Genomic DNA, 19,385 nt, shown 5'->3' with positions numbered 1-19,385 from the left:
GGATCATTGAATGGTCTTGGCCTTGGCGATCGCTTCGTCGATCGTGCCGACCATGTAGAACGCCTGTTCCGGCAGGCTGTCGCACTCGCCGTTGACGATCATCTTGAAGCCGCGGATCGTTTCCTTCAGCGGCACGTACTTGCCCGGCGAGCCGGTGAAGACCTCGGCCACGTGGAACGGCTGGCTCAGGAAGCGCTGGATCTTGCGCGCGCGGGCCACGGCCAGCTTGTCTTCGGGGGCCAGTTCGTCCATGCCCAGGATCGCGATGATGTCGCGCAGTTCCTTGTAGCGCTGCAGCGTGCCTTGCACCGCACGGGCGACGCCGTAGTGCTCTTCGCCGACCACGTTCGGGTCGAGCTGGCGGCTGGTCGAGTCGAGCGGGTCCACGGCCGGGTAGATGCCCAGCGACGCGATGTCGCGCGACAGCACCACGGTGGAGTCCAGGTGGGCGAAAGTGGTCGCCGGCGACGGGTCGGTCAGGTCGTCCGCGGGGACGTACACGGCCTGGATCGACGTGATCGAGCCGACCTTGGTGGAGGTGATGCGCTCTTGCAGGCGGCCCATTTCCTCGGCCAGCGTCGGCTGGTAGCCCACGGCCGACGGCATGCGCCCCAGCAGTGCCGACACTTCGGTGCCGGCCAGCGTGTAGCGGTAGATGTTGTCGACGAAGAACAGCACGTCCTTGCCTTCGTCGCGGAACGACTCGGCGATCGTCAGGCCGGTCAGCGCGACGCGCAGGCGGTTGCCCGGCGGCTCGTTCATCTGGCCGTAGACCATCGCGACCTTCGACTCGGGCAGGTTCTCCAGGTTCACGACGCCGGAATCGGCCATCTCGTGATAGAAGTCGTTGCCCTCGCGGGTGCGCTCGCCGACACCGGCGAACACCGACAGGCCCGAGTGAGCCTTTGCGATGTTGTTGATCAGCTCCATCATGTTGACGGTCTTGCCGACGCCGGCGCCGCCGAACAGGCCGACCTTGCCGCCCTTGGCGAACGGGCACACCAGGTCGATCACCTTGATGCCGGTTTCGAGCAGGTCCTGCGACGGGCTCAGCTCGTCGTAGGCCGGCGGCTTGCGGTGGATGGAGGCGGTCAGCTCCTGGCCGACCGGGCCGCGTTCGTCGATCGGCGAACCCAGCACGTCCATGATGCGGCCGAGCGTTGCGCGGCCCACCGGCACGGTGATCGGCTTGGCGGTGTTCTTCACCGTCAGGCCGCGGCGCAGGCCGTCGGACGAGCCCAGCGCAATCGTGCGCACCACGCCGTCGCCCAGCTGCTGCTGCACTTCCAGCGTCAGGTTCGAGCCTTCCATCTTCAGCGCGTCATAGATCCGGGGCATGGCGTTGCGCGGGAACTCCACGTCCACCACTGCGCCGATGCACTGAACGATCTTGCCTTCTGCAGAAACCGAAGCCATGTTCTTTCCTTTGAATCAAATCTTCTGGGTCAGACCGCCGCCGCACCGGCAACGATCTCGGACAGTTCTTTGGTGATCGCCGCCTGGCGGGTCTTGTTGTAGACCAGCTTCAGCTCGCCGATGACGCTGCCGGCGTTGTCGGTCGCCGACTTCATCGCCACCATGCGCGCCGACTGCTCGGACGCCATGTTCTCGGCCACCGCCTGGTAGACCAGCGCTTCGGTGTAGCGGACCAGCAGCTCGTTGATCACCGTCGGCGCGTCGGGCTCGTACAGGTAGTCCCAGCCGTGCGTGCCCTTGTCGACCACCAGGCTGTCGGCCGCGAGCGGCAGCAGCTGCAGCACCACCGGTTCCTGCTTCATCGTGTTGATGAAACGCGTGTAGCACAGGAACACCTGCTTCAGCTTGCCCTCGGCATACGCGTCGAACAGCACCTTCACCGGGCCGATCAGCTTGTCGAGATGCGGCTTGTCGCCCAGCTGCGTGGCCTGCGACACCACCTTTGCGCCGACGCGGTTCAGGAAGCCCAGGCCCTTGTTGCCGATGGCCACCGCCTCGGCACCCAGGCCCTGCGTTTCCAGCTCGCGCAGCTTGCCGGTGACGGCGCGCAGCACGTTGGTGTTCAGGCCGCCGCACAGGCCCTTGTCGGTGGTCACGACGATGAAGCCGACCGTCTTGGCACCTTCGTTGGCGACCATGAACGGGTGCTTGTACTCGGGCGTGGCCGTCGACAGGTTGGCCGCCAGGTTGCGGATCTTCTCGGCGTACGGACGCGCATGGCGCATGCGGTCCTGCGCCTTGCGCATCTTGGAGGCGGCAACCATCTCCATGGCCTTGGTGATCTTCTTGGTGTTCTCCACCGATTTGATCTTGCCGCGTATTTCCTTGCCTGCTGCCATCAGCGAACTCCTTTGGTTTTGCGTGTCACCCGGGGGCGACAGGGGTTCTTCAGGCGAAGCTCTTCTTGAACGCGGCAATCGCGGCAGACAGCTCCGGCTCGGCTTCCTTGCTCAGCGCCTTCGAGTCCTCGATGCCCTTCAGCAGCCCGGCGTGGCTGGTCTTCAGGAACTGGTGCAGGCCGGCTTCGAAGGCCAGGATCTTCTTGACCTCGACGTCGTCCATGAAACCCTTGTTGACCGCGAACAGCGTCGCGCCCATCAGGCTGATCGACAGCGGCGAGTACTGCGCCTGCTTCAGCAGTTCGGTCACGCGGGCGCCGCGGTCGAGCTGCTTGCGGGTCGCGTCATCGAGGTCGGAGGCGAACTGCGCGAAGGCCGCCAGTTCGCGGTACTGCGCCAGGTCGGTACGGATGCCGCCGGACTGGCCCTTGATGATCTTGGTCTGCGCCGACGAGCCGACGCGCGACACCGAGATGCCGGCGTTGATCGCGGGGCGGATGCCGGCGTTGAACAGCGAGGTTTCCAGGAAGATCTGGCCGTCGGTGATCGAGATCACGTTGGTCGGCACGAACGCGGACACGTCGCCGGCCTGCGTCTCGATGATCGGCAGCGCGGTCAGCGAGCCGGTCTTGCCCTTGACTTCACCCTTCGTGAAGGCTTCGACGTAGTCGGCGTTCACGCGCGCGGCGCGCTCCAGCAGGCGGCTGTGCAGGTAGAACACGTCGCCGGGGTAGGCTTCGCGGCCCGGCGGGCGGCGCAGCAGCAGCGAGACCTGGCGGTAGGCCACGGCCTGCTTCGACAGGTCGTCATAGACGATCAGCGCGTCTTGCCCGCGGTCGCGGAAGTACTCGCCCATCGTGCAGCCGGAGTAGGCGGACACGTACTGCATCGCGGCCGATTCGGCAGCCGACGCGGCGACGACGATGGTGTAGTCCATCGCGCCGTGGGCTTCGAGCGAGCGCACCACGTTCTTGATCGACGACGCCTTCTGGCCGATCGCAACGTAGATGCAGGTCATGTTCTGACCCTTCTGGTTGATGATCGCGTCGATCGCGACGGCGGTCTTGCCGGTCTGGCGGTCGCCGATGATCAGTTCGCGCTGGCCACGGCCGACCGGCACCATCGAGTCGATGGACTTCAGGCCGGTCTGCATCGGCTGGTCGACCGACTTGCGGGCGATCACGCCCGGGGCGATCTTCTCGATAGGCGCCGACAGCTTGGCGTTGACCGGACCCTTGCCGTCGATCGGCTGGCCCAGCGCGTTGACGACGCGGCCGATCAGCTCGGGGCCGACCGGCACTTCGAGGATGCGGCCGGTGCACTTGACCGTGTCGCCTTCGGAGATGTGCTCGTACTCGCCCAGAATCACCGCGCCGACGGAGTCGCGCTCGAGGTTCAGCGCCAGGCCGAAGGTGTTGCCGGGGAACTCCAGCATTTCGCCCTGCATCACGTCCGACAGGCCGTGGATGCGGCAGATGCCGTCGGTCACCGACACCACGGTGCCCTGGTTGCGAATGTCGGTCGAACCGGCCAGGCCCTCGATGCGGGACTTGATCAGTTCGGAAATTTCTGCGGGATTCAGTTGCATTGCTTTCTCCGGTCCGCGGCACGCTGGCCTGCAGGTTGGAATGCTGTCGCCTGCGGCGGACAACCCTTGCGGGTCGTCACGCCGTGAGCGCCACCTTCATTTGTTCGAGACGGGCCTTGACCGAGGTGTCGAGCACCTCGTCGCCGACCACCACGCGGATGCCGCCGATCAGTTCGGGCTCGACCTGCACGCTGGCCGTCAGCTTGCGGCCGAAGCGCTTCTCGAGCGCGCCGAGCACGGCCGTCAGCTGCGCCGCATCGATCGGGAACGCGCTGTAGACGGTGGCTTCCGACACGCCCGAGCGAACGCTTACCAGCGCATGGAACTGCACCGCCACTTCGGGCAGCGCGGCCAGGCGGCCGTTCTCGATGATCGCGCGCAGCAGGTTGCGCGTGGCGTCGGACAGCGGCGACTTGACGACCGAGGTGATCACGTCGAACACCTGCTCGACGGTCGCCTTCGGGTTGTCGGCGTACTGGCGCATCTGCGCGTTCGCGGCGACGGCCGCGATCGCGTCGAGCTGCCCGGAGGCCTGCTTCAGGTCGCCGGCGGCGGCAACCTGGAACAGGGCTTCCGCGTACGGGCGGGCGATGGTAGCGAGCTCGGCCATGGTCAGAGTTCCGTCTTCAGGCGGTTCAACAGGTCGGCGTGGACGCCGGCGTTGACTTCCTTGCGGAGGATCTGCTCGGCGCCCTTGACGGCCAGTGCGGCGACCTGCTCGCGCAGCGCCTCGCGGGCCTTCACCGATTCCTGCGCGGCTTCGGCCTTGGCGGCGGCGACGATCTTCGCGCCCTCTTCGCTGGCGCGGGTCTTGGCCTCTTCGACCATCGCCTGGGCCAGGCGCTCGGCATCGGCCAGGCGCTGCGCGGTTTCGTTGCGAGCGGCCGACAGCTGCTCTTCGACGCGGCGGTTGGCGGCGCTCAGGTCGGCTTTCGCCTTGTCGGCGGCCGACAGGCCGTCGGCGATCTTCTGCGCACGCTCGTCGAGGGCCTTCACGATGGGCGGCCACACGAATTTCATCGTGAACCCGACCAGGATCAGGAACACGATCAACTGCGCGATCAGCGTAGCGTTGATGCTCACGTTGTTGCCTCTGGAACTAAAGAGAGAGGGGCTCCGGTGGTCCGGCGCGGCTTACTTCGGCAGGTTGGCGATCTGGGCCAGGAACGGGTTGGCGGTGGCGAACCACAGCGCGATACCGGTGCCGATGATGAAGGCCGCGTCGATCAGGCCGGCCAGCAGGAACATCTTGGTCTGCAGTTCGTTCATCAGCTCGGGCTGGCGGGCGGCCGACTCGAGGTACTTGCTGCCCATGATGCCGATGCCGATGCAGGCGCCGACGGCACCCAGACCGATGATGAGGCCGGCGGCGAGGGCGACAAAGCTAATGACTTCCATGGTGACTCCTGTTGAGGTTTGGTAGTGAAAACGAACGAAAAACGAAAGAACGACCCGCCGCGAAAGATCAGTGGTGATCGTGCGCCTGGCCCACGTAGACGAGGGTCAGCATCATGAAGACGAAGGCTTGCAGCGTGATGATCAGGATGTGGAAGATGGTCCACACCGAGCCGGCGATGATGTGGCCGAGGAACAGCGCGATGCCGGTGCCGGTGAACGCGAAGGCACCGCCCATCAGCGCGATCAGCATGAAGATCAGTTCGCCGGCGTACATGTTGCCGAACAGCCGCATGCCGTGCGAGACGGTCTTCGCGACGAACTCGATGATCTGCATCGCGAAGTTGACCGGATACAGGAACCACTTGTCGCCGAACGGGGCCGAGAACAGCTCGTGCACCCAGCCGCCGGCGCCCTTGATCTTGACGTTGTAAAAGAGGCAGACCAGCAGCACGCCGAGCGACAGGCCCATCGTGATCGACAGGTCGGCGGTCGGCACGACGCGCAGGTACGGCAGGCCGACGGTGTGCTCGTTGACCCACGGCAGCAGGTCGACCGGCAGCATGTCCATCGCATTCAGCAGGAAGATCCACACGAACACGGTCAGCGCGAGCGGCGCGACCATCTTGCGGCTCTGCGCGTTGTGGACGATGCCCTTGGCCTGGCTGTCGACCATCTCGACGAGGATCTCGACGGCGGCCTGGAAGCGGCCCGGGCGGCCCGACGTGGCCTTGCGCGCGGCCAGCCACAGCAGCCAGCAGCCCAGTGCGCCGAGCACGACGGTGAAGAACACCGAATCGAGGTTGATCACCGAGAAGTCGACGACCCCTTCCTGGTGCTTGTTCTGCAGATGGTGCAGGTGGTGAATGATGTATTCACCGGCGCTCGGGGCGTGCTCTTGGCCTTCGGTCGTCATTCGTGAAACCCTGTATCCATCAGCGGCGGCGCCACAGCAGCGCCAGCCAGTTCACCTTCATGCACACCACCATCGTGACCAGCAGCACCGGCCAACTGAGGTTGGGCACAACTTTTGCTGCAATCACCAGCATCGCGATGGCAACTGCAATCTTCAACATTTCCCAGAACATGAAGCCGACGGCCGCAGCCACCGCGTTTCGTGTTCCTCGTGTCATTCCCCTGGCGAGCAATGCCGCCGGAAGAACAACGGCTGCCGCGCCGTACAACGCCGACCAGGCAGCTCCAGAACCTTGTCCCATCAGTTGCGTCACGACGACCGCGATGGCCGTGCAAAGCAAACCCGCCAGCGCCTGCACCGCCACCACCCTCCAGGGCGATACCTGGGGAATTCGTCCTCGCAAGGCCTGGGCTTCTTGTCGCGTCAGGGTCTTGAAAGGCTGGTCGTCGTTGCCATCTTCTGAGGCTCCGCCACGGTCGAGGGGTTCGGTCATGGCGAAAAGACAGTCGTCAGCAGCAAAGCCTCGGGATTATATGGGCAAAGACCCGCACTCCCTGACACACCCCGACACAGACGCCGGGGTTCTCGCTCGAGCTTGACTTCGTGCACGCGCCGCCGCGCGTGCCGCCGTTCAGCGCGGCTCGCCTCGTCAGCCGAACAGCGTGGCCGGCAGCCCGGGCACCTCGACCCGGAACGCCAGCACGCGGCCGGCCAGCGGCTGCTGCGCCAGCTCGTCGGCCGGGCGCTTCTCGCGCGAGGTCGTCACGTACAGCGTCTTCAGGTCGGGACCGCCGAAGCACGGCATCGTCGCGCAGCGCACCGGCAGCTTCAGCTCGTTCAATATCTGGCCGGTGGGCGACAGGCGCAGCAGCCGCTGGCCTTCGAACATTGCCGACCAGTACGCGCCTTCGCTGTCGACCGCCGCGCCGTCGGGCCGGCCGCCGTAAGTGGCGAGGTCCTGCTCCGGCTGCTTCAACGGGAAGCGCGCGAAGACGCGGCGCGGACCGGGCCGCCCGCTCGCGCCGTCGAAGTCCATCGCGAAGACGGTGTGCGAGGTGGTGTCGCTCCAGTACATCGTGCGGCCGTCGGGGCTCCACGCAAGGCCGTTCGACACCGTCACGTCGTCGGCGATGCGCTGCAGCGTGCCGCCGCCGAAGCAGTACAGCGCGGCCAGCGCCGGCTTGCGCGGCTCGTAGATCGTGCCGACCCAGAAGCGGCCCTGCGGATCGCACTTGCCGTCGTTGAAGCGCTCGAGCGCGGGGTCGTACGGCGCGGTCGCGAGCGGCATGCGCTCGCCGCTGCGGGTGTCGAAGCGCCACAGCCCGTCGCGCATCGCCAGCAGCATGCCGCCGTCGCGCATCGCGGCGCAGCTGGCGACCTCGGTCGCGAAGGTCCAGTGCGAATGCTGCCCGCTCGCCGGGTCGAACCGGTTCAGCGCGAAGCCGGCGATGTCGCACCAGTAGAGCACCTGCTCGACCGGGTGCCACAACGGCGATTCGCCGAGCACCGAGGCGGGCACCGGCAGCGGCGGGAACGCGTCAGCAGCGATCACGTCGCGCACCTCAGACCGGCGACACGTCGATCTTCATCCACGCCTCCAGGCTCTCGCCCGGCTGCAGCGTGCGCAGCCCGTGCGCCGCCGGGTCGGCCATGTGGATCGCGTTGCTGACGTGGCTGACCGGCTCGACGCAGTAGTACGGCTTCTCGGCCGGCGTGTAGACGACCAGGTAGGGCAGCGACGAGGTCACCTGCATCGAGAACTTCTCGTCGCGGATGCGCGCCGGGCCGGTCCAGCCTTCGAAGCAGTTGTCGAAGCCGAGGTGCGACACGTCGCCGTCGATGCCCGGTTGCGGGTGCTTGCGCACCGGCAGCTGCGTGGCATCGGAATCCCAGCGGTCGGACAGGTCGATGTGCAGCCGGCTGCGCTCGCGGCGGTGGAAGTACGGGTGCCAGCCGACGCCGGCCGGTTGCGGCGCATCGTGCGTGTTGGTCAGCACCAGCTGCACGCCGCATTGCGACGGCGTCAGCGTGAAGTACTGCTTCACGTCGAACGGGAACGGCCAGTGTTCATCGGGCACGTGGGTGTAGACCAGCACCAGTTCGGTGGCGCTGGTCGACAGCACCTCCCAGGCGCGCTGCCAGGCCACGCCGTGCAGCGAATGCGGGCTGTCGTCGAAGTTCGGCGCGGTGGTGTAGTCCTTGCCCTTCCAGCGGAAGCGGCGGTAGCCGAGGCGGTTCGAGTACGGCACCATCGGGTAGCTGCCGCCCAGGCGCGGGGACGCCAGGTCGCCCGGTTCGGTGGACCTGAGGATGGGTTGGTCGCGATGCCAAAGACCGGCGATGGTGCCGCCCAGGTCGGGGCGGACGGCCAGGCGCAGCGCGCCGGCGTGCAATTCAAAGCTGTTGTTCGACGATCCAGTCATTGGCCTTCCCGGCAAGGGTGGAACACAGGGCGCCCGATGGCGCCCGGGATGGCGACAATGCTACGCCGGTACCGCGACGAAACCGGCCGGGGCCGGCGCTTCTTTCTGGGGATGCGCGGCCCGGGCCGCGGGGTCGTCCGGGGATCGCTCAGGGTCTGTCGACACTAGTACGCCGCCTCGGCGCGCGTGCCGCTCGCGAGCGTATGCACATGCTCGGTGTCGCGCGTGCGCAGTGCGGCCAGCGAGGCCTGCGCGCCGCGCATCATCAGCCCGAGGTCGGACGCGATCGCGACGAAATCGAAGCCGGCGGCGCGGTACTGCGCGACCACCTCCGGCGTGCCGCCGACGGTGCCGACCGGCTTGCCGATCGCCTTGCAGCGCTGCACCGCCTGCGACATCAGGTCGAGCACCGCCGGGTGCATCGGCTGGCCGACATGGCCCATCGTCGCCGACAGGTCGGCCGGGCCGACGAAGATCGCGTCGACGCCCGGCACCGCCGCGATCGCCTCGAGCCGCGCGATGGCGGCCGGCGTCTCGAGCTGGATGATCGCGCCGATGTGCTGGTTGGCGGTGGTCGCGTGGTTGGCGATGGTGCCGAAGCGCGAACCGCGGTTGATGCCGGCCATGCCGCGCAGGCCGTCGGGCGGGTAGCGCGTCGCGGCGATCGCGCGGCGCGCCTCGTCAGCGTCCTGCACGAACGGAAACAGCAGCGTCGCCGCACCGGCATCGAGCACGCGCTTGACCACCACCGCATCGTTCCACGGCACGCGCACCACCGGCAGCATCTTGGTCGACGAGACCGCCTGCAGCAGGTGCACCAGGTCCATCAGGTCGAGCGGCGAATGCTCCATGTCGAGCACGCCCCAGTCGAAGCCGGCACAGCCCATCGCCTCGGCGACGATCGGGCTGCCCGACGAGATCCAGGTGCCGATCGGGGGGTGCGCACCGGACGAGCCGAGCAACTGGCGAAAGGCATTCATCGTGGTCTCCTGGGTCGTCGCGAAGGCGTGGCGGGTACGTCGCTAGTAGGTCGAGGTCTGCCAGTCGAGCGCCACCTTCAGGTAGTGCGCGCCGGGAATCGGGTTGTAGTAGTACGGCGGGATTTCCTCGAAACCGAGCGACGCGTACAGGCCGCGCGCGGTTTCCATGTCGTCCAGCGTGTCGAGCAGCATCGACGAATAGCCGGCACGGCGCGCCTCGTCGATCAGCGCCTGCGCGAGCACGCGGCCGAGCCCGAAGCGGCGGAACGCCGGCCGCACGAACAGGCGCTTCATCTCGCAGGCGTTCGCATAGTCGGCGTCGGGCAGCCCGCGGATCGCGCCGCAGCCGGCGATGGCGCCGTCGACCAGCGCGAGCAGCAGGTGGCCGGTCGGCGGGGCGTAGTCGCCGGGCAGGCGGGCGAGTTCGTTCTCGAAGTCCTGGAAGCAGAGGTCGATGCCCAGGCTGTCGGCGTATTCGCGCATGATGGCGCGCGTGGCGTCGAGCAATTCCGGCGTGTCGGGGGCGACCAGTTCGATGACGGGCGTGTCCATGCAGGTGTCGAGTGTAGGCAACCCGGCCCGGCTTGTCAGGTGCGTGTCAGGCGCCGAGCCGCCAGACCCAGCCGGCCAGCGCGGCGCAGGCGAGCAGCAGCACCAGCGCGAGCCCGCGCGTGGCCGCGTTGTCGCGCGATGCCGGCGTGTCATCCGACAAGGCCTTGTCGCCGCGCAGCATTGCGCCGGTCAGGTTGTTGCCGCGCTTGAGCAGGTAGAACAGGATGGCCGCGATGTGCAGCGCGACCAGCAGGTAGATCAGCCACTGCCCCCAGTGCTTGTGCCATGACGTCGCGAGGCTGCTGGTGGCCCCGCTGACGAACTTGACCAGCGGCCCGGTGGTCGAGATCTCGTCGTCGGCCACCAGCCCGCTGGCGACCTGCAGCCCGAGGATCGCCAGCATCGCGAACACCGACAGCGCGCCGCTCGGGCTGTGGCCCACCTCCAGCCACTCGTCGCGCCGGCCCTGGCCGCGCAGGTGGCGCAGCAGCGTGGACGGCGCATGGAGGAAGCTCGCGAAGCGCGACCAGCGCCCGCCGACGAAGCCCCACAGCAGCCGGAAGGCCAGCAGCGTGAACACCATCAGGCCGAAGCGCAGGTGCCACTCCATCGCGTTGCCGCCGAGCTTGGCGCTGACGACCGAGCCGACGACGCAGATCGCCAGCAGCCAGTGGAACAGCCGGGTCGGCAGGTCCCAGACGCGCACCGGCGTCGTCGGCGTGGAGGGTTCGATCGGCATGGCGTCGCACGGCCTCAGCGGCCGGAAGTGGCTGGCAGCCGCAAAGATAACCCGGGGGCTGCGGCGGTTACAAAAAAGAAGGCGCAGCATGTCGATTTGCGCTGCCGCGGTGCGTCGCGGGAATGAAGCCGTCGCTTCCCATTCATCCAAGGAGATCCAGCATGCGATTCATGATCCTGATCAAGGCCGACAAGAACTCCGAAGCCGGCGTGATGCCCGACACCCAGCTGCTCGAAGCGATGGGCCGCTTCAACGAAGAACTCGTCGAGGCCGGCGTGATGCAGGCCGGCGAAGGGCTGCAGCCGAGCTCGAAGGGCGCGCGCGTGCGCTTCAAGGGAAGCGAGCGCAGCGTCGTCGACGGGCCGTTCGACGACACCCGGGGGCTGATCGCCGGCTTCTGGATCTGGAAGGTCAAGTCGAAGGACGAGGCGATCGCGTGGGTCAAGCGCTGCCCGAACCCGATGGGCGACGAGTCGGAGATCGAGATCCGCCAGGTCTTCGAGGCCGACGACTTCGGCGCCGAGTTCACGCCCGAGCTGCGCGCCCAGGAAGACCGTCTGCGTGCGCAGATCGACGCGAAGCAGGCCGACGCGGTCAATCCGGTGCCGCCGGCCACCGGCAGCACGCCCTACCTGGTGGTCAAGGGCGCGAAGGACGCGGTCGCCTGGTACCAGAAGGTGTTCGGCGCGCAGGTGGTGATGCAGATGGACGCGCCGGACAACAAGCTGATGCATGCCGAGCTGAAGGTCGGCAGCGCGCAGTTCATGCTGACCGAAGAGCGGCCGGAGCACCAGGCGCTGAGCCCGCTGACGCTCGGCGGCTCGTCGAGCTCGGCGCTGCTGTACGTCAGCGACACCGACGCGGTCGTCAAGCAGGCGGTGGCATCCGGCGCGCGCATCACGATGCCGGTGGCCGACCAGTTCTGGGGCGATCGCAGCGGGCACCTGATCGACCCGTTCGGCCACCAGTGGTTCATCTCGACCCACAAGGAAGACCTGACGCCGCAGCAGGTGAGCGAACGCCTGCAGAAGCTCTTCGGCTGAGCGGCGGTGGCCGGAATGCCCCGTCGGCCCGCCAGGGGATCGCGGGGCTGGTCCAATCGGACCATGAAGATCGATTTCGTTTCCGACGTTTCCTGCCCGTGGTGTGCCATCGGGCTCAAATCGCTCGAAGAGGGCATCGCCCGCTTGGGCGACAGCGTGAAAGTGGACCTGCACTTCCAGCCGTTCGAGCTGAACCCCGACATGGGCCCGCAGGGCCAGGACATCGGCGAGCACCTGATGCAGAAATACGGGGCGACCGCCGAGCAGCGCGCGCAGAGCGGCGAGGCGATCCGCGCGCGCGGCGCCGCGCTCGGCTTCACGTTCCGCATGGACCTGCGCGGGCGCATCTACAACACCTTCGATGCGCACCGGCTGCTGCATTGGGCCGAACTCGAAGGCCGGCAGCTCGCGCTGAAGCATGCGCTGCTGAAGGCCTACTTCACCGACGGGCAGGACCCGAGCTCGCACGAGCTGCTGGTGAAGGTAGCGGGCGAGGTCGGGCTCGACGAAGCGCGCGCCCGCGAGGTGCTCGCGACGAACGAGTTTGCCGACGAGGTGCGCGAGCGCGAGGCGTTCTACCGCGAACACGGCATCCAGGCCGTGCCGTCGGTGATCATCAACGACCGCCACCTGATCCAGGGCGGCCAGCCGCCCGAGGTGTTCGAGCGGGCGCTGCGCGAACTGGCAGCCGCCGGCGCCGAGTGACGCCGGGTCGCGCGCCGCGGCGGCGAGCCGCCCGGGTCGAGGCCGCCGTTCAGTGCTGCGTCAACCACTGCCCGTTGACGTTCACCAGTTCGCACGGGTCGGTGTAGGGCTTGCGGTTGGCCTCGCAGGCCGCCATGGCCTGGCGCGCCGCCTCGCGCGGCGACCCCTGGCCGGAGCGCCAGCCGAAGGCACCGCTGTCGGACGACGCGAAGGCCTTGTGGTTCGGCTGCGGCAGGTACTCGTCGGTGAACGCCTTCTGTGCCGCCGGGCCGGTGATCACCTCGGCGGCCTGCGCGGCGCGCGGGTCGAACCGCTCCTGCCCCTGGGCCTCGCCCGCCGCGTGGCCGAGGCGCTTGGAGTACGAGCGGTACGACACCAGCGAGCCGCCCAGCATCACCACCAGCAGCACGCCCATCACCGCGGCGGCGACGCCATTGCCCTGCCGCGGCTGCGGCCCGTAGTCGTTGTCGCCCTCGGTGCCGGGCCAGAACATCATCGCGAGGCTGACGACCGAGCCGAGGTACGGAATCAGCAGCACCAGCGCCCACCAGCCGCTGCGGTTCAGGTCGTGCAGGCGGATCGCGCTGACGCGCATCGCCCAGACGCCGAAGGCGGCGAACGCCAGCACCAGCGGCACGACGAGCGTCGCCGAGCGGAAGATCGGCAGCAGCACGGCCGCGCCGACGCCGATCAGCGCGATGCCGAGCAGGCTCAGCATGCCGGTGTTGAAGTACGCGATGCGGCCCATGCGGCCTTCGAAGCTGAGGCTCATGACCGGCGGCAGCTCGTCGGTGCCTTCATGCACCACGGCCACGCCGGATTTCGGCGGTGCGTAGCGGCCGCCGTTGCGGGCCGCCAGCCGTTCGGCGCGGGCCCGGTCGAGTTCTTCCTGCTTGTTGGCGAGCGCTCGTGCGATGTCGGTGGAGCAGCTGCGGCAGAACGCGCGCATCGACTGGCGTTCGCCGCAATTGGGGCAGGTCACCTGCGCCTCGGGCGGGGCCAGCGGCGGGGCGGTGGCGGCCGCAGGCGGCGGCGCGGGGACGGGCGAAGCGGCCACCGGGGCAGCGACGGCCGGCGCGGCGGGCGCGGCCTTCGGTGCAGCGACGGGGGCCGGCCGGGATTCTCCGTCCGCCGGCTCGACCAGCACCTGCATGCCCATCTGGCGGAATTTCTCGACGTAGCGCTCGACATCGGCTGGCGCGACCGCCCGCTTGATCACGGTGCGTCCGCCGGCGAACACGGCGTCGAGCCGTTCGCCATCGACCTTGTAGGCCTGGCCGAAGCTGCGCTTGACCTCGTCGACCCCGAACCCGCCCACCAGTTCGCCCGCGAACACCAGGCGCACCTGTGCACTGCCTTCCATCGAATCCCTCCAGGGCCCCGGCCCGTGTGCTGTTTGGGGCGAAAGCATAAGGGCGGCCGCGTTGCGGGAAACATTCGCACACGGCGTTTCGTCCGCAACAGTGATGAAGTTCCGTGACGAGTTCGTCGGCGCCCAGGGCCCGGAAACAGAAAAGCCCCGGTCAGCGGACTGAACGGGGCTTCCTGTGGAATCTGGTGGCCAAGGGCGGAATCGAACCACCGACACGCGGATTTTCAATCCGCTGCTCTACCAACTGAGCTACTTGGCCGTGAGCCGACGAGTATAGCAGCTTGGGACGGGCGCTTCCGTCAGATCCCGCCGCTGCGCTTGTTGCGCGTCAGGTCGACGCCCAATTGCTTGAGCTTGCGGTACAGGTGCGTGCGCTCCAGCCCGGTCTTCTCGGCGACGCGCGTCATGCTGCCGTTCTCCTTGGCCAGGTGGAACTCGAAGTAGCTCTTCTCGAAGGCGTCGCGCGCCTCGCGCAGCGGCCGGTCCAGCTCGAAGCTCTGCTCCGATTGCGGACCGATCGGCGGCAGCGGCAGCACCACCGCCTGGCTCGCCGGGATCGACTCGATCGGCATGCCGTACTCGATGCGCGGCAAGGGCAACGGCGGCGGAGGAGGCGGCGGCGGCGGGGCCGCGCGGCTGTTCGGCTTGACCAGCGCCTGCTCCACCGCGCGCAGCAGCTTCTGCAGCGTGATCGGTTTTTCGAGGAAGGCCACCGCACCCACCTTGGTCGCCTCGACCGCGGTGTCGATCGTGCCGTGACCCGACATCATGATCACCGGCATCGTCAGCAGCGTCGTCGCACCCCATTCCTTCAACAGCGTGATGCCGTCGACGTCGGGCATCCAGATGTCGAGCAGCACCAGGTCCGGGCGCACCCGCTCGCGGCATGCACGGGCCTGCGCCGCGTTCTCGGCCAGTTCGACCTGGTGGCCTTCGTCGGTCAGGATCTCCGACAGCAGGGCGCGTATGCCCAGTTCGTCATCTACAACAAGAATGGTGGCCATGAACCCTCAGTGCACCCGGCTGTCGGCGGCGGCCGCTTCAGCGGACCCGACCGGTGCGAATTTTGAAAATGATAGCGAAACTTGCGCGCCGATCACGACTTCTCCCTGCTCGGAAGCGTCGGTGAGGTTGGCCAGCCGGATGCGCGCCCCGTGTTCGTCGGCGATTTTCTTGACCACGGCCAAGCCCAGGCCGGTCCCCTTGCTCTTCGTGGTGACGTACGGTTCGAACGCCCGCTTCAGCACCTTGTCCGCAAATCCCGGCCCATTGTCGATCACCTGCAGCCGCACCGCGCGCACTTCGCCCTGCTCGGTGCGCGCGAGTTCGGTGGCCACCCGAACCAGGCCGTCGGGCCGCTCGGCGACCGCATCGATCGCGTTCTGCACCAGGTTGTGGATGACCTGGCGCAGCTGCGTGGTGTCGCCGATGATCGGCGGCAGGTCGGCCGCGAAGGCGGTGCGCAGCTGCCCCGATTCCTGCGCGGTGGCATACAGCGTCAGCACCTCGGCCACCAGCGCGTTCAGGTCGAGGGCGTGCGGCCGTGCGGCCGGCAGCCGAGCGTAGTCGCGGAACTCGTTGACCAGCGTCTTCATCGCCTGCACCTGGCTGACGATGGTGCCGACCGAGCGCACCAGCATCGCCTGGTCGAGCCCCTCGAGCTTGGATTCGAGCTTGTGCTGCAGCCGCTCGGCCGACAGCTGGATCGGCGTCAGCGGGTTCTTGATCTCGTGCGCCAGGCGACGCGCGACCTCGCTCCAGGCCTCGGCACGCTGCGCCGAGACCACGTCGCTGATGTCGTCGAACACCATCAGCCGGCCGTCGTGCGGCATCGCCGCGCCGCGCACCAGCAGCGTCACCTTGTCGCGGTCGGGCGCCGTCTGGAGGTCGAACGCGTCCTGCCAGTGGTCGCGCTCGCCGGCCTCCGGGCTGCTGCGGTGCAGGTCGAAGCGCTGCAGCACCGCCTGGCCGAAGGATTCGAGCCCCGGCACCTCGGCCAGCGTGCGCCCGCGGTAGGCCGACAACGGCAGCCGCAGGATGCGCGTCGCGCCTGGGTTGACGGTGTCGATGCGGCCGTCGCGGTCGAACACGATCACGCCGGCGGTCAGGTTGTCGAGGATGGTCTGCAGGTTGGTGCGCGCCGCCTCCAGCTGCGCGAGGCTGCGCTGCACCAGCGAGCGCGCATCGGACAGCTGCTCGGTCATGTCGGCGAACGAGCGCGTCAGGCCGCTCAGCTCGTCGCGCGACGCCACCACCTGCTTGCGCGTCAGGTCGCCGCGCGCCACCTGGCGCACGCCTTCGGCCAGCACCAGCAGCGGCCGCGCGAGCTGGTTGCCCAGCGTCACCGCGAGCAGCAGCGCGCCGAACACCGCGAGGATCAGCGTCAGCGTCAGCGTGCCGATGTACATGCGCCGCAGCCCGTCGCGCGCCAGCGAGCGCTGCTGGTACTCGCGGTAGGCCGCCTGCACCGCCAGCGCGTTCGTCACCACCGAACTCGGCAGCAGCTGGGTGACGAGCAGGAAGCGGTCCTGGCCGTCGAGCGAGAGGTTGGTGCTCGGCATGAAGGCCAGCGCCTTGATGCGCGCGGTGCCCGAATTCGCCGCGGTGTCTTCGTCCAGCCCTTCCAGCTGGCTGAGCACGCGGGTGCTGCGCGCCTGGCGCAGCTGGGCCTGCGTCGGCCGGTCGGGCGACAGGTTGCCGGCGGCGCTCGGCCCGACCGTCAGCAGCACCTGGCCGCTCGGGCCGAGCACGGTCACCTCCTGCGCCGACAACTGCTCGCGCAGCCGCTCCAGCTGCAGCGGCTGCACGGTCGGCGTGCTGTCGGCCAGCCGCTCGGCGGCGAGCCGGGTCTTGCTCGCGAGGTCGTTGACCTGCGCATCGAGCGTGCCGCGGCCGAGGTTCAGGCCGGCATCGAGCGCGCCCTCGACCTTCACGTCGAACCAGGTCTCGATGCTGCGCGAGACGAACTGGTAAGACACCGTGTAGATCAGCAAGCCGGGCACCACGCCCACCATCGCGAAGATGGCGGCCAGCCGCAGCAGCAGCCGGCTGCCGAACTTGCCGCGCCGCACCCGCAGCAGCAGCCGCACCGAGGCGATGCCGATCACCAGCAGCAGCAGCGCGGCGACGAGCAGGTTGACCCAGAACAGCCAGACGTAGTGCTTCTCGTACAGCCCGCGGCTGTTGGTGGCGATCGACAGCAGGAACACCAGCACCAGCCCCGCGCCGGTGACGGCGACCAGCGAGACGATCCATGCCCAGCGGGAAGCCTTGGTCATGTCAGTGACGAACCCACGACAACGTAGCGATCACCCTTGGAGCGCAGGACGCATCAGAACCGCTTGAAGCGTTCGACGCGCAAGGTCCAGTCGGCCTGGCCGCCGATGCCGATCTGCATCGGGCGCGGCAGCTGGCTGGTGTCCAGCCGGTAGCTGAACTCGATGTAGTGGTGACCATCGTCCTCGATCTGGGTGGCATCGGCCAGCCGCCAGCTCACGACGCGGCGCAACGAGGCCAGCGCATCGAACAGATTGTCGTAGCTCTGGTGCAGCCCGCCGAAGGTCACGCGGTATTTGCGCGTCAGCGGCTGGTAGGCCAGGCGCCAGGTGCGGGTCGCCGACGAGACCAGCTTGTCGCGCCAGTACCAGCGGTCGCGGTAGACCTCGGCCTCGGCGACGAAGTACACCGGCACGCCCTTCAGCAGCGCGTCTTCGACCGGCCGGGGCAGCTCGAACTGGGCCGAGAAGCCGAGCATCAGGCCATCGTCGCCACGCACCAGGTCGAAGCTCTCCAGCTCGATCGGCTCGGCCCGCAGCGGCGCGTGCAACGTCACCAGCAGCGCCATCGCCAGCCACAGCACCAGCCGCCCCCAGCCGCGCGCGCGGGGGGCACCACAGCCTTGCCTGGGAGAGAGCCGGTGAGAGCGCAGCACGGGTGCGTTCTAGGATTTGGTCAGCAGTGCGTAGAAGAAGCCGTCGGGCGATGCACCCGGTTGGAGCGCGTGGCCTTCGGCTGGATTGTCAGCGAGCGGCAGCAGGTGGCCGGGCGAAGGCCGGTCGGAAGCCACGGTGGCACGGGGTTCGCGTTGCAAAAAAGCGTCGATCACCTGGCGGCCCTCGGCCTGGAACACCGAGCAGGTGCAGTACACCAGGCGGCCGCCGGGCACCAGCAGCGGCCACAGCGCATCCAGCAGCTCGCCCTGCAGCGCGGCCAGCGTGGGGATGTCGGTCGGGCGGCGCAGCCAGCGCACGTCCGGGTGGCGGCGCACGATGCCCGAGGCACTGCAGGGGGCGTCGAGCAGGATCGCGTCGAACGGCCGGCCCTGCGACCAGGCCGCGGTGTCGCGCGCATCGGCGGCCACCAGCGTGGCGCGCTGGCCGACCCGGTCCAGCGTGTCGCGCACCCGCGCCAGCCGGTTCGGGTCGCTGTCGAGCGCCGTCACGTCGAGCTCGGCCAGCTCCAGCAGGTGGGCGGTCTTGCCGCCGGGGGCCGCGCAGGCGTCCAGCACCCGGGCGCCGGCCGGCAGCCCGTCGCCGACCAGCAGCGGCGCGGCGAGCTGGGCCGCGGCGTCCTGCACCGAGACATCGCCGGCCGCGAAGCCGGGCAGCCGCTGCACCGCGGTCGGCTGCGCCAGCACGACCGCATGCGGGCCGGCGACGCGGCCTTCGAGCCCGGCGTCGGCGAGCCGGCGAACATAGGCCTCGGGCGTGCCGCGACGCGCGTTGACGCGCAGCGTCATCGGCGGGCGGCTGTTGTTGGCGGCCAGCAGCGCCTCCCAGTGCGCCGGCCAGTCGGCCTGCAGCCGCTCGATCCACCAGCGCGGGTGGTTGTGGCGGGCCAGCGGGTCGGCGAGCGCCGCGGCCACCTGGGCCGGCTGCTCGCGCAGGTAGCGGCGCAGCACCGCGTTGACGAACGACGCACTGGCCCGCGCACGCTGCTTGGCGGCGTCGACCGCCTGGTTCACCAGCGTGTGCGGCGCGTAGCGGGCGCCGTCGTCGGCCGGCGCGGCGTCCTCGCCGGGCCACATCAGCGCCAGCACGCTCAGCAGCAGCGCGTCGACGAACGGCGGCGGCGGCTTCGGCACCAGCCGGCGGCGCAGCACCTCGGCTGCTCCGAGCTTGCGCATGACCTCGAACGCCAACGCCTGCGTGCCGGGCCGGGCCTCGGCGGGGCAGCGCGCGAGCGCGTCGTTGAGGGAGCGGCCGTCGCGCACGGCCTGCACGGCGGTGGCGACATGGATGAGGAGCTGGGACAGCGGCAGGGAGGTCACGGGCGAGAGTCTACGGGGGACAGTCTCGGGGAGACCCGGGCGGGCCCGCGGCGGATCGCCAACGAGACGGCGGGCGTCGCGGCACAAT

20 protein-coding genes, 1 tRNA gene and 1 pseudogene are annotated in these 19,385 nt (G+C 68.7%); 3 read left to right on the top strand and 19 right to left on the bottom strand.

Annotation, left to right across the window (positions count from 1 at the left end):
• Positions 1-3 precede the first annotated feature (3 nt).
• From atpD to FHT26_RS17965, 13 genes are all read right to left on the bottom strand, one after another.
• On the bottom strand, positions 4-1,416 hold the full coding sequence (gene atpD / locus FHT26_RS18025) for a F0F1 ATP synthase subunit beta (protein WP_168561497.1): 1,413 nt from the start codon (positions 1,414-1,416) through the stop codon (positions 4-6).
• 29 nt (positions 1,417-1,445) lie between these two features.
• Positions 1,446-2,315, bottom strand: a complete 870-nt coding sequence (gene atpG, locus FHT26_RS18020; RefSeq protein WP_168561496.1) for a F0F1 ATP synthase subunit gamma — start codon at positions 2,313-2,315, stop codon at positions 1,446-1,448.
• A 49-nt stretch (positions 2,316-2,364) separates the two neighbouring features.
• Positions 2,365-3,903: a F0F1 ATP synthase subunit alpha gene (atpA, locus tag FHT26_RS18015; protein WP_168561495.1), complete on the bottom strand. Its 1,539-nt coding sequence runs from the start codon at positions 3,901-3,903 to the stop codon at positions 2,365-2,367.
• Between the two features lie 76 nt (positions 3,904-3,979).
• Positions 3,980-4,513 (bottom strand): F0F1 ATP synthase subunit delta, encoded by a 534-nt coding sequence (locus FHT26_RS18010; protein WP_168561494.1) that lies wholly within the window; start codon positions 4,511-4,513, stop codon positions 3,980-3,982.
• Positions 4,514-4,515: 2 nt separating this feature from the next.
• Entirely contained in the window at positions 4,516-4,986 is a 471-nt protein-coding gene (locus tag FHT26_RS18005; protein ID WP_056803871.1) for a F0F1 ATP synthase subunit B, read from the bottom strand.
• A gap of 51 nt (positions 4,987-5,037) precedes the next feature.
• Positions 5,038-5,301 carry a F0F1 ATP synthase subunit C gene (gene atpE, locus FHT26_RS18000; protein ID WP_047487532.1) on the bottom strand — a complete coding sequence of 88 codons (264 nt, stop codon included), beginning with the start codon at positions 5,299-5,301 and terminating at the stop codon, positions 5,038-5,040.
• A 67-nt stretch (positions 5,302-5,368) separates the two neighbouring features.
• Positions 5,369-6,214: a F0F1 ATP synthase subunit A gene (gene atpB, locus FHT26_RS17995; RefSeq protein WP_168561493.1), complete on the bottom strand. Its 846-nt coding sequence runs from the start codon at positions 6,212-6,214 to the stop codon at positions 5,369-5,371.
• A gap of 19 nt (positions 6,215-6,233) precedes the next feature.
• Positions 6,234-6,707 (bottom strand): ATP synthase subunit I, encoded by a 474-nt coding sequence (locus tag FHT26_RS17990; RefSeq protein WP_168561492.1) that lies wholly within the window; start codon positions 6,705-6,707, stop codon positions 6,234-6,236.
• A gap of 156 nt (positions 6,708-6,863) precedes the next feature.
• Positions 6,864-7,766: an SMP-30/gluconolactonase/LRE family protein gene (locus FHT26_RS17985; RefSeq protein ID WP_168561491.1), complete on the bottom strand. Its 903-nt coding sequence runs from the start codon at positions 7,764-7,766 to the stop codon at positions 6,864-6,866.
• Positions 7,767-7,776: 10 nt separating this feature from the next.
• Positions 7,777-8,637: an aldose 1-epimerase gene (locus FHT26_RS17980; protein WP_168561490.1), complete on the bottom strand. Its 861-nt coding sequence runs from the start codon at positions 8,635-8,637 to the stop codon at positions 7,777-7,779.
• A gap of 164 nt (positions 8,638-8,801) precedes the next feature.
• Positions 8,802-9,617 (bottom strand): HpcH/HpaI aldolase family protein, encoded by an 816-nt coding sequence (locus tag FHT26_RS17975; RefSeq protein WP_168561489.1) that lies wholly within the window; start codon positions 9,615-9,617, stop codon positions 8,802-8,804.
• Positions 9,618-9,659: 42 nt separating this feature from the next.
• The gene (locus FHT26_RS17970; RefSeq protein WP_168561488.1) at positions 9,660-10,169 is read right to left on the bottom strand and encodes a GNAT family N-acetyltransferase; all 510 of its coding nucleotides are present in this window, start codon (positions 10,167-10,169) and stop codon (positions 9,660-9,662) included.
• 46 nt (positions 10,170-10,215) lie between these two features.
• Positions 10,216-10,908 (bottom strand): cytochrome b/b6 domain-containing protein, encoded by a 693-nt coding sequence (locus tag FHT26_RS17965; RefSeq protein ID WP_168561487.1) that lies wholly within the window; start codon positions 10,906-10,908, stop codon positions 10,216-10,218.
• A 161-nt stretch (positions 10,909-11,069) separates the two neighbouring features.
• Between FHT26_RS17965 and FHT26_RS30050 the strand changes: the two are divergent.
• From FHT26_RS30050 to FHT26_RS17955, 3 genes and pseudogenes are all read left to right on the top strand, one after another.
• A pseudogene (locus tag FHT26_RS30050) lies at positions 11,070-11,489 on the top strand (YciI family protein); the annotation flags it as partial.
• A gap of 21 nt (positions 11,490-11,510) precedes the next feature.
• Positions 11,511-11,951: a VOC family protein gene (locus tag FHT26_RS30045; protein ID WP_349238182.1), complete on the top strand. Its 441-nt coding sequence runs from the start codon at positions 11,511-11,513 to the stop codon at positions 11,949-11,951.
• Positions 11,952-12,014: 63 nt separating this feature from the next.
• Complete coding sequence (locus FHT26_RS17955; protein WP_349238170.1) at positions 12,015-12,656, top strand: DsbA family oxidoreductase; 642 nt, start codon at positions 12,015-12,017, stop codon at positions 12,654-12,656.
• A 49-nt stretch (positions 12,657-12,705) separates the two neighbouring features.
• Here FHT26_RS17955 and FHT26_RS17950 read toward each other — a convergent pair whose 3' ends face one another.
• The 6 genes from FHT26_RS17950 to rsmB form a co-directional block, all read right to left on the bottom strand.
• Positions 12,706-14,019 (bottom strand): DUF805 domain-containing protein, encoded by a 1,314-nt coding sequence (locus tag FHT26_RS17950; RefSeq protein ID WP_168561485.1) that lies wholly within the window; start codon positions 14,017-14,019, stop codon positions 12,706-12,708.
• A 192-nt stretch (positions 14,020-14,211) separates the two neighbouring features.
• Positions 14,212-14,287, bottom strand: a tRNA-Phe gene (locus tag FHT26_RS17945).
• Between the two features lie 40 nt (positions 14,288-14,327).
• Positions 14,328-15,032, bottom strand: coding sequence for a response regulator (locus tag FHT26_RS17940; protein WP_168561484.1), 705 nt, complete (start codon positions 15,030-15,032; stop codon positions 14,328-14,330).
• Between the two features lie 6 nt (positions 15,033-15,038).
• Positions 15,039-17,306: a sensor histidine kinase gene (locus FHT26_RS17935; RefSeq protein WP_168561483.1), complete on the bottom strand. Its 2,268-nt coding sequence runs from the start codon at positions 17,304-17,306 to the stop codon at positions 15,039-15,041.
• A 53-nt stretch (positions 17,307-17,359) separates the two neighbouring features.
• Complete coding sequence (locus tag FHT26_RS17930) at positions 17,360-17,959, bottom strand: DUF4390 domain-containing protein (protein ID WP_349238169.1); 600 nt, start codon at positions 17,957-17,959, stop codon at positions 17,360-17,362.
• Between the two features lie 9 nt (positions 17,960-17,968).
• Positions 17,969-19,288, bottom strand: a complete 1,320-nt coding sequence (gene rsmB / locus FHT26_RS17925; RefSeq protein WP_168561735.1) for a 16S rRNA (cytosine(967)-C(5))-methyltransferase RsmB — start codon at positions 19,286-19,288, stop codon at positions 17,969-17,971.
• Between the last annotated feature and the right edge of the window lie 97 nt (positions 19,289-19,385).

Origin of the sequence: Rhizobacter sp. SG703 (assembly GCF_012275445.1) — a bacterium.
In the GTDB taxonomy this organism is placed as follows: domain Bacteria; phylum Pseudomonadota; class Gammaproteobacteria; order Burkholderiales; family Burkholderiaceae_C; genus Rhizobacter.
Note: the sequence above shows the minus strand (reverse complement) of the source record. Positions and strands in the feature narration are given on the sequence as shown.

Excerpts from the sequence above, each read along its gene's own strand:
- FHT26_RS17955 (WP_349238170.1), top strand. The coding sequence starts at position 12,015 with ATGAAGATCGATTTCGTTTCCGACGTTTCCTGCCCGTGGTGTGCCATC.
- atpG (WP_168561496.1), bottom strand. The coding sequence starts at position 2,315 with ATGGCAGCAGGCAAGGAAATACGCGGCAAGATCAAATCGGTGGAGAAC.
- atpA (WP_168561495.1), bottom strand. The coding sequence starts at position 3,903 with ATGCAACTGAATCCCGCAGAAATTTCCGAACTGATCAAGTCCCGCATC.
- FHT26_RS18010 (WP_168561494.1), bottom strand. The coding sequence starts at position 4,513 with ATGGCCGAGCTCGCTACCATCGCCCGCCCGTACGCGGAAGCCCTGTTC.
- FHT26_RS17935 (WP_168561483.1), bottom strand. The coding sequence starts at position 17,306 with ATGACCAAGGCTTCCCGCTGGGCATGGATCGTCTCGCTGGTCGCCGTC.
- FHT26_RS17965 (WP_168561487.1), bottom strand. The coding sequence starts at position 10,908 with ATGCCGATCGAACCCTCCACGCCGACGACGCCGGTGCGCGTCTGGGAC.
- FHT26_RS17975 (WP_168561489.1), bottom strand. The coding sequence starts at position 9,617 with ATGAATGCCTTTCGCCAGTTGCTCGGCTCGTCCGGTGCGCACCCCCCG.
- atpE (WP_047487532.1), bottom strand. The coding sequence starts at position 5,301 with ATGGAAGTCATTAGCTTTGTCGCCCTCGCCGCCGGCCTCATCATCGGT.
- atpD (WP_168561497.1), bottom strand. The coding sequence starts at position 1,416 with ATGGCTTCGGTTTCTGCAGAAGGCAAGATCGTTCAGTGCATCGGCGCA.
- FHT26_RS17940 (WP_168561484.1), bottom strand. The coding sequence starts at position 15,032 with ATGGCCACCATTCTTGTTGTAGATGACGAACTGGGCATACGCGCCCTG.
- FHT26_RS17980 (WP_168561490.1), bottom strand. The coding sequence starts at position 8,637 with ATGACTGGATCGTCGAACAACAGCTTTGAATTGCACGCCGGCGCGCTG.
- FHT26_RS17990 (WP_168561492.1), bottom strand. The coding sequence starts at position 6,707 with ATGACCGAACCCCTCGACCGTGGCGGAGCCTCAGAAGATGGCAACGAC.
- FHT26_RS17970 (WP_168561488.1), bottom strand. The coding sequence starts at position 10,169 with ATGGACACGCCCGTCATCGAACTGGTCGCCCCCGACACGCCGGAATTG.
- atpB (WP_168561493.1), bottom strand. The coding sequence starts at position 6,214 with ATGACGACCGAAGGCCAAGAGCACGCCCCGAGCGCCGGTGAATACATC.
- FHT26_RS17950 (WP_168561485.1), bottom strand. The coding sequence starts at position 14,019 with ATGGAAGGCAGTGCACAGGTGCGCCTGGTGTTCGCGGGCGAACTGGTG.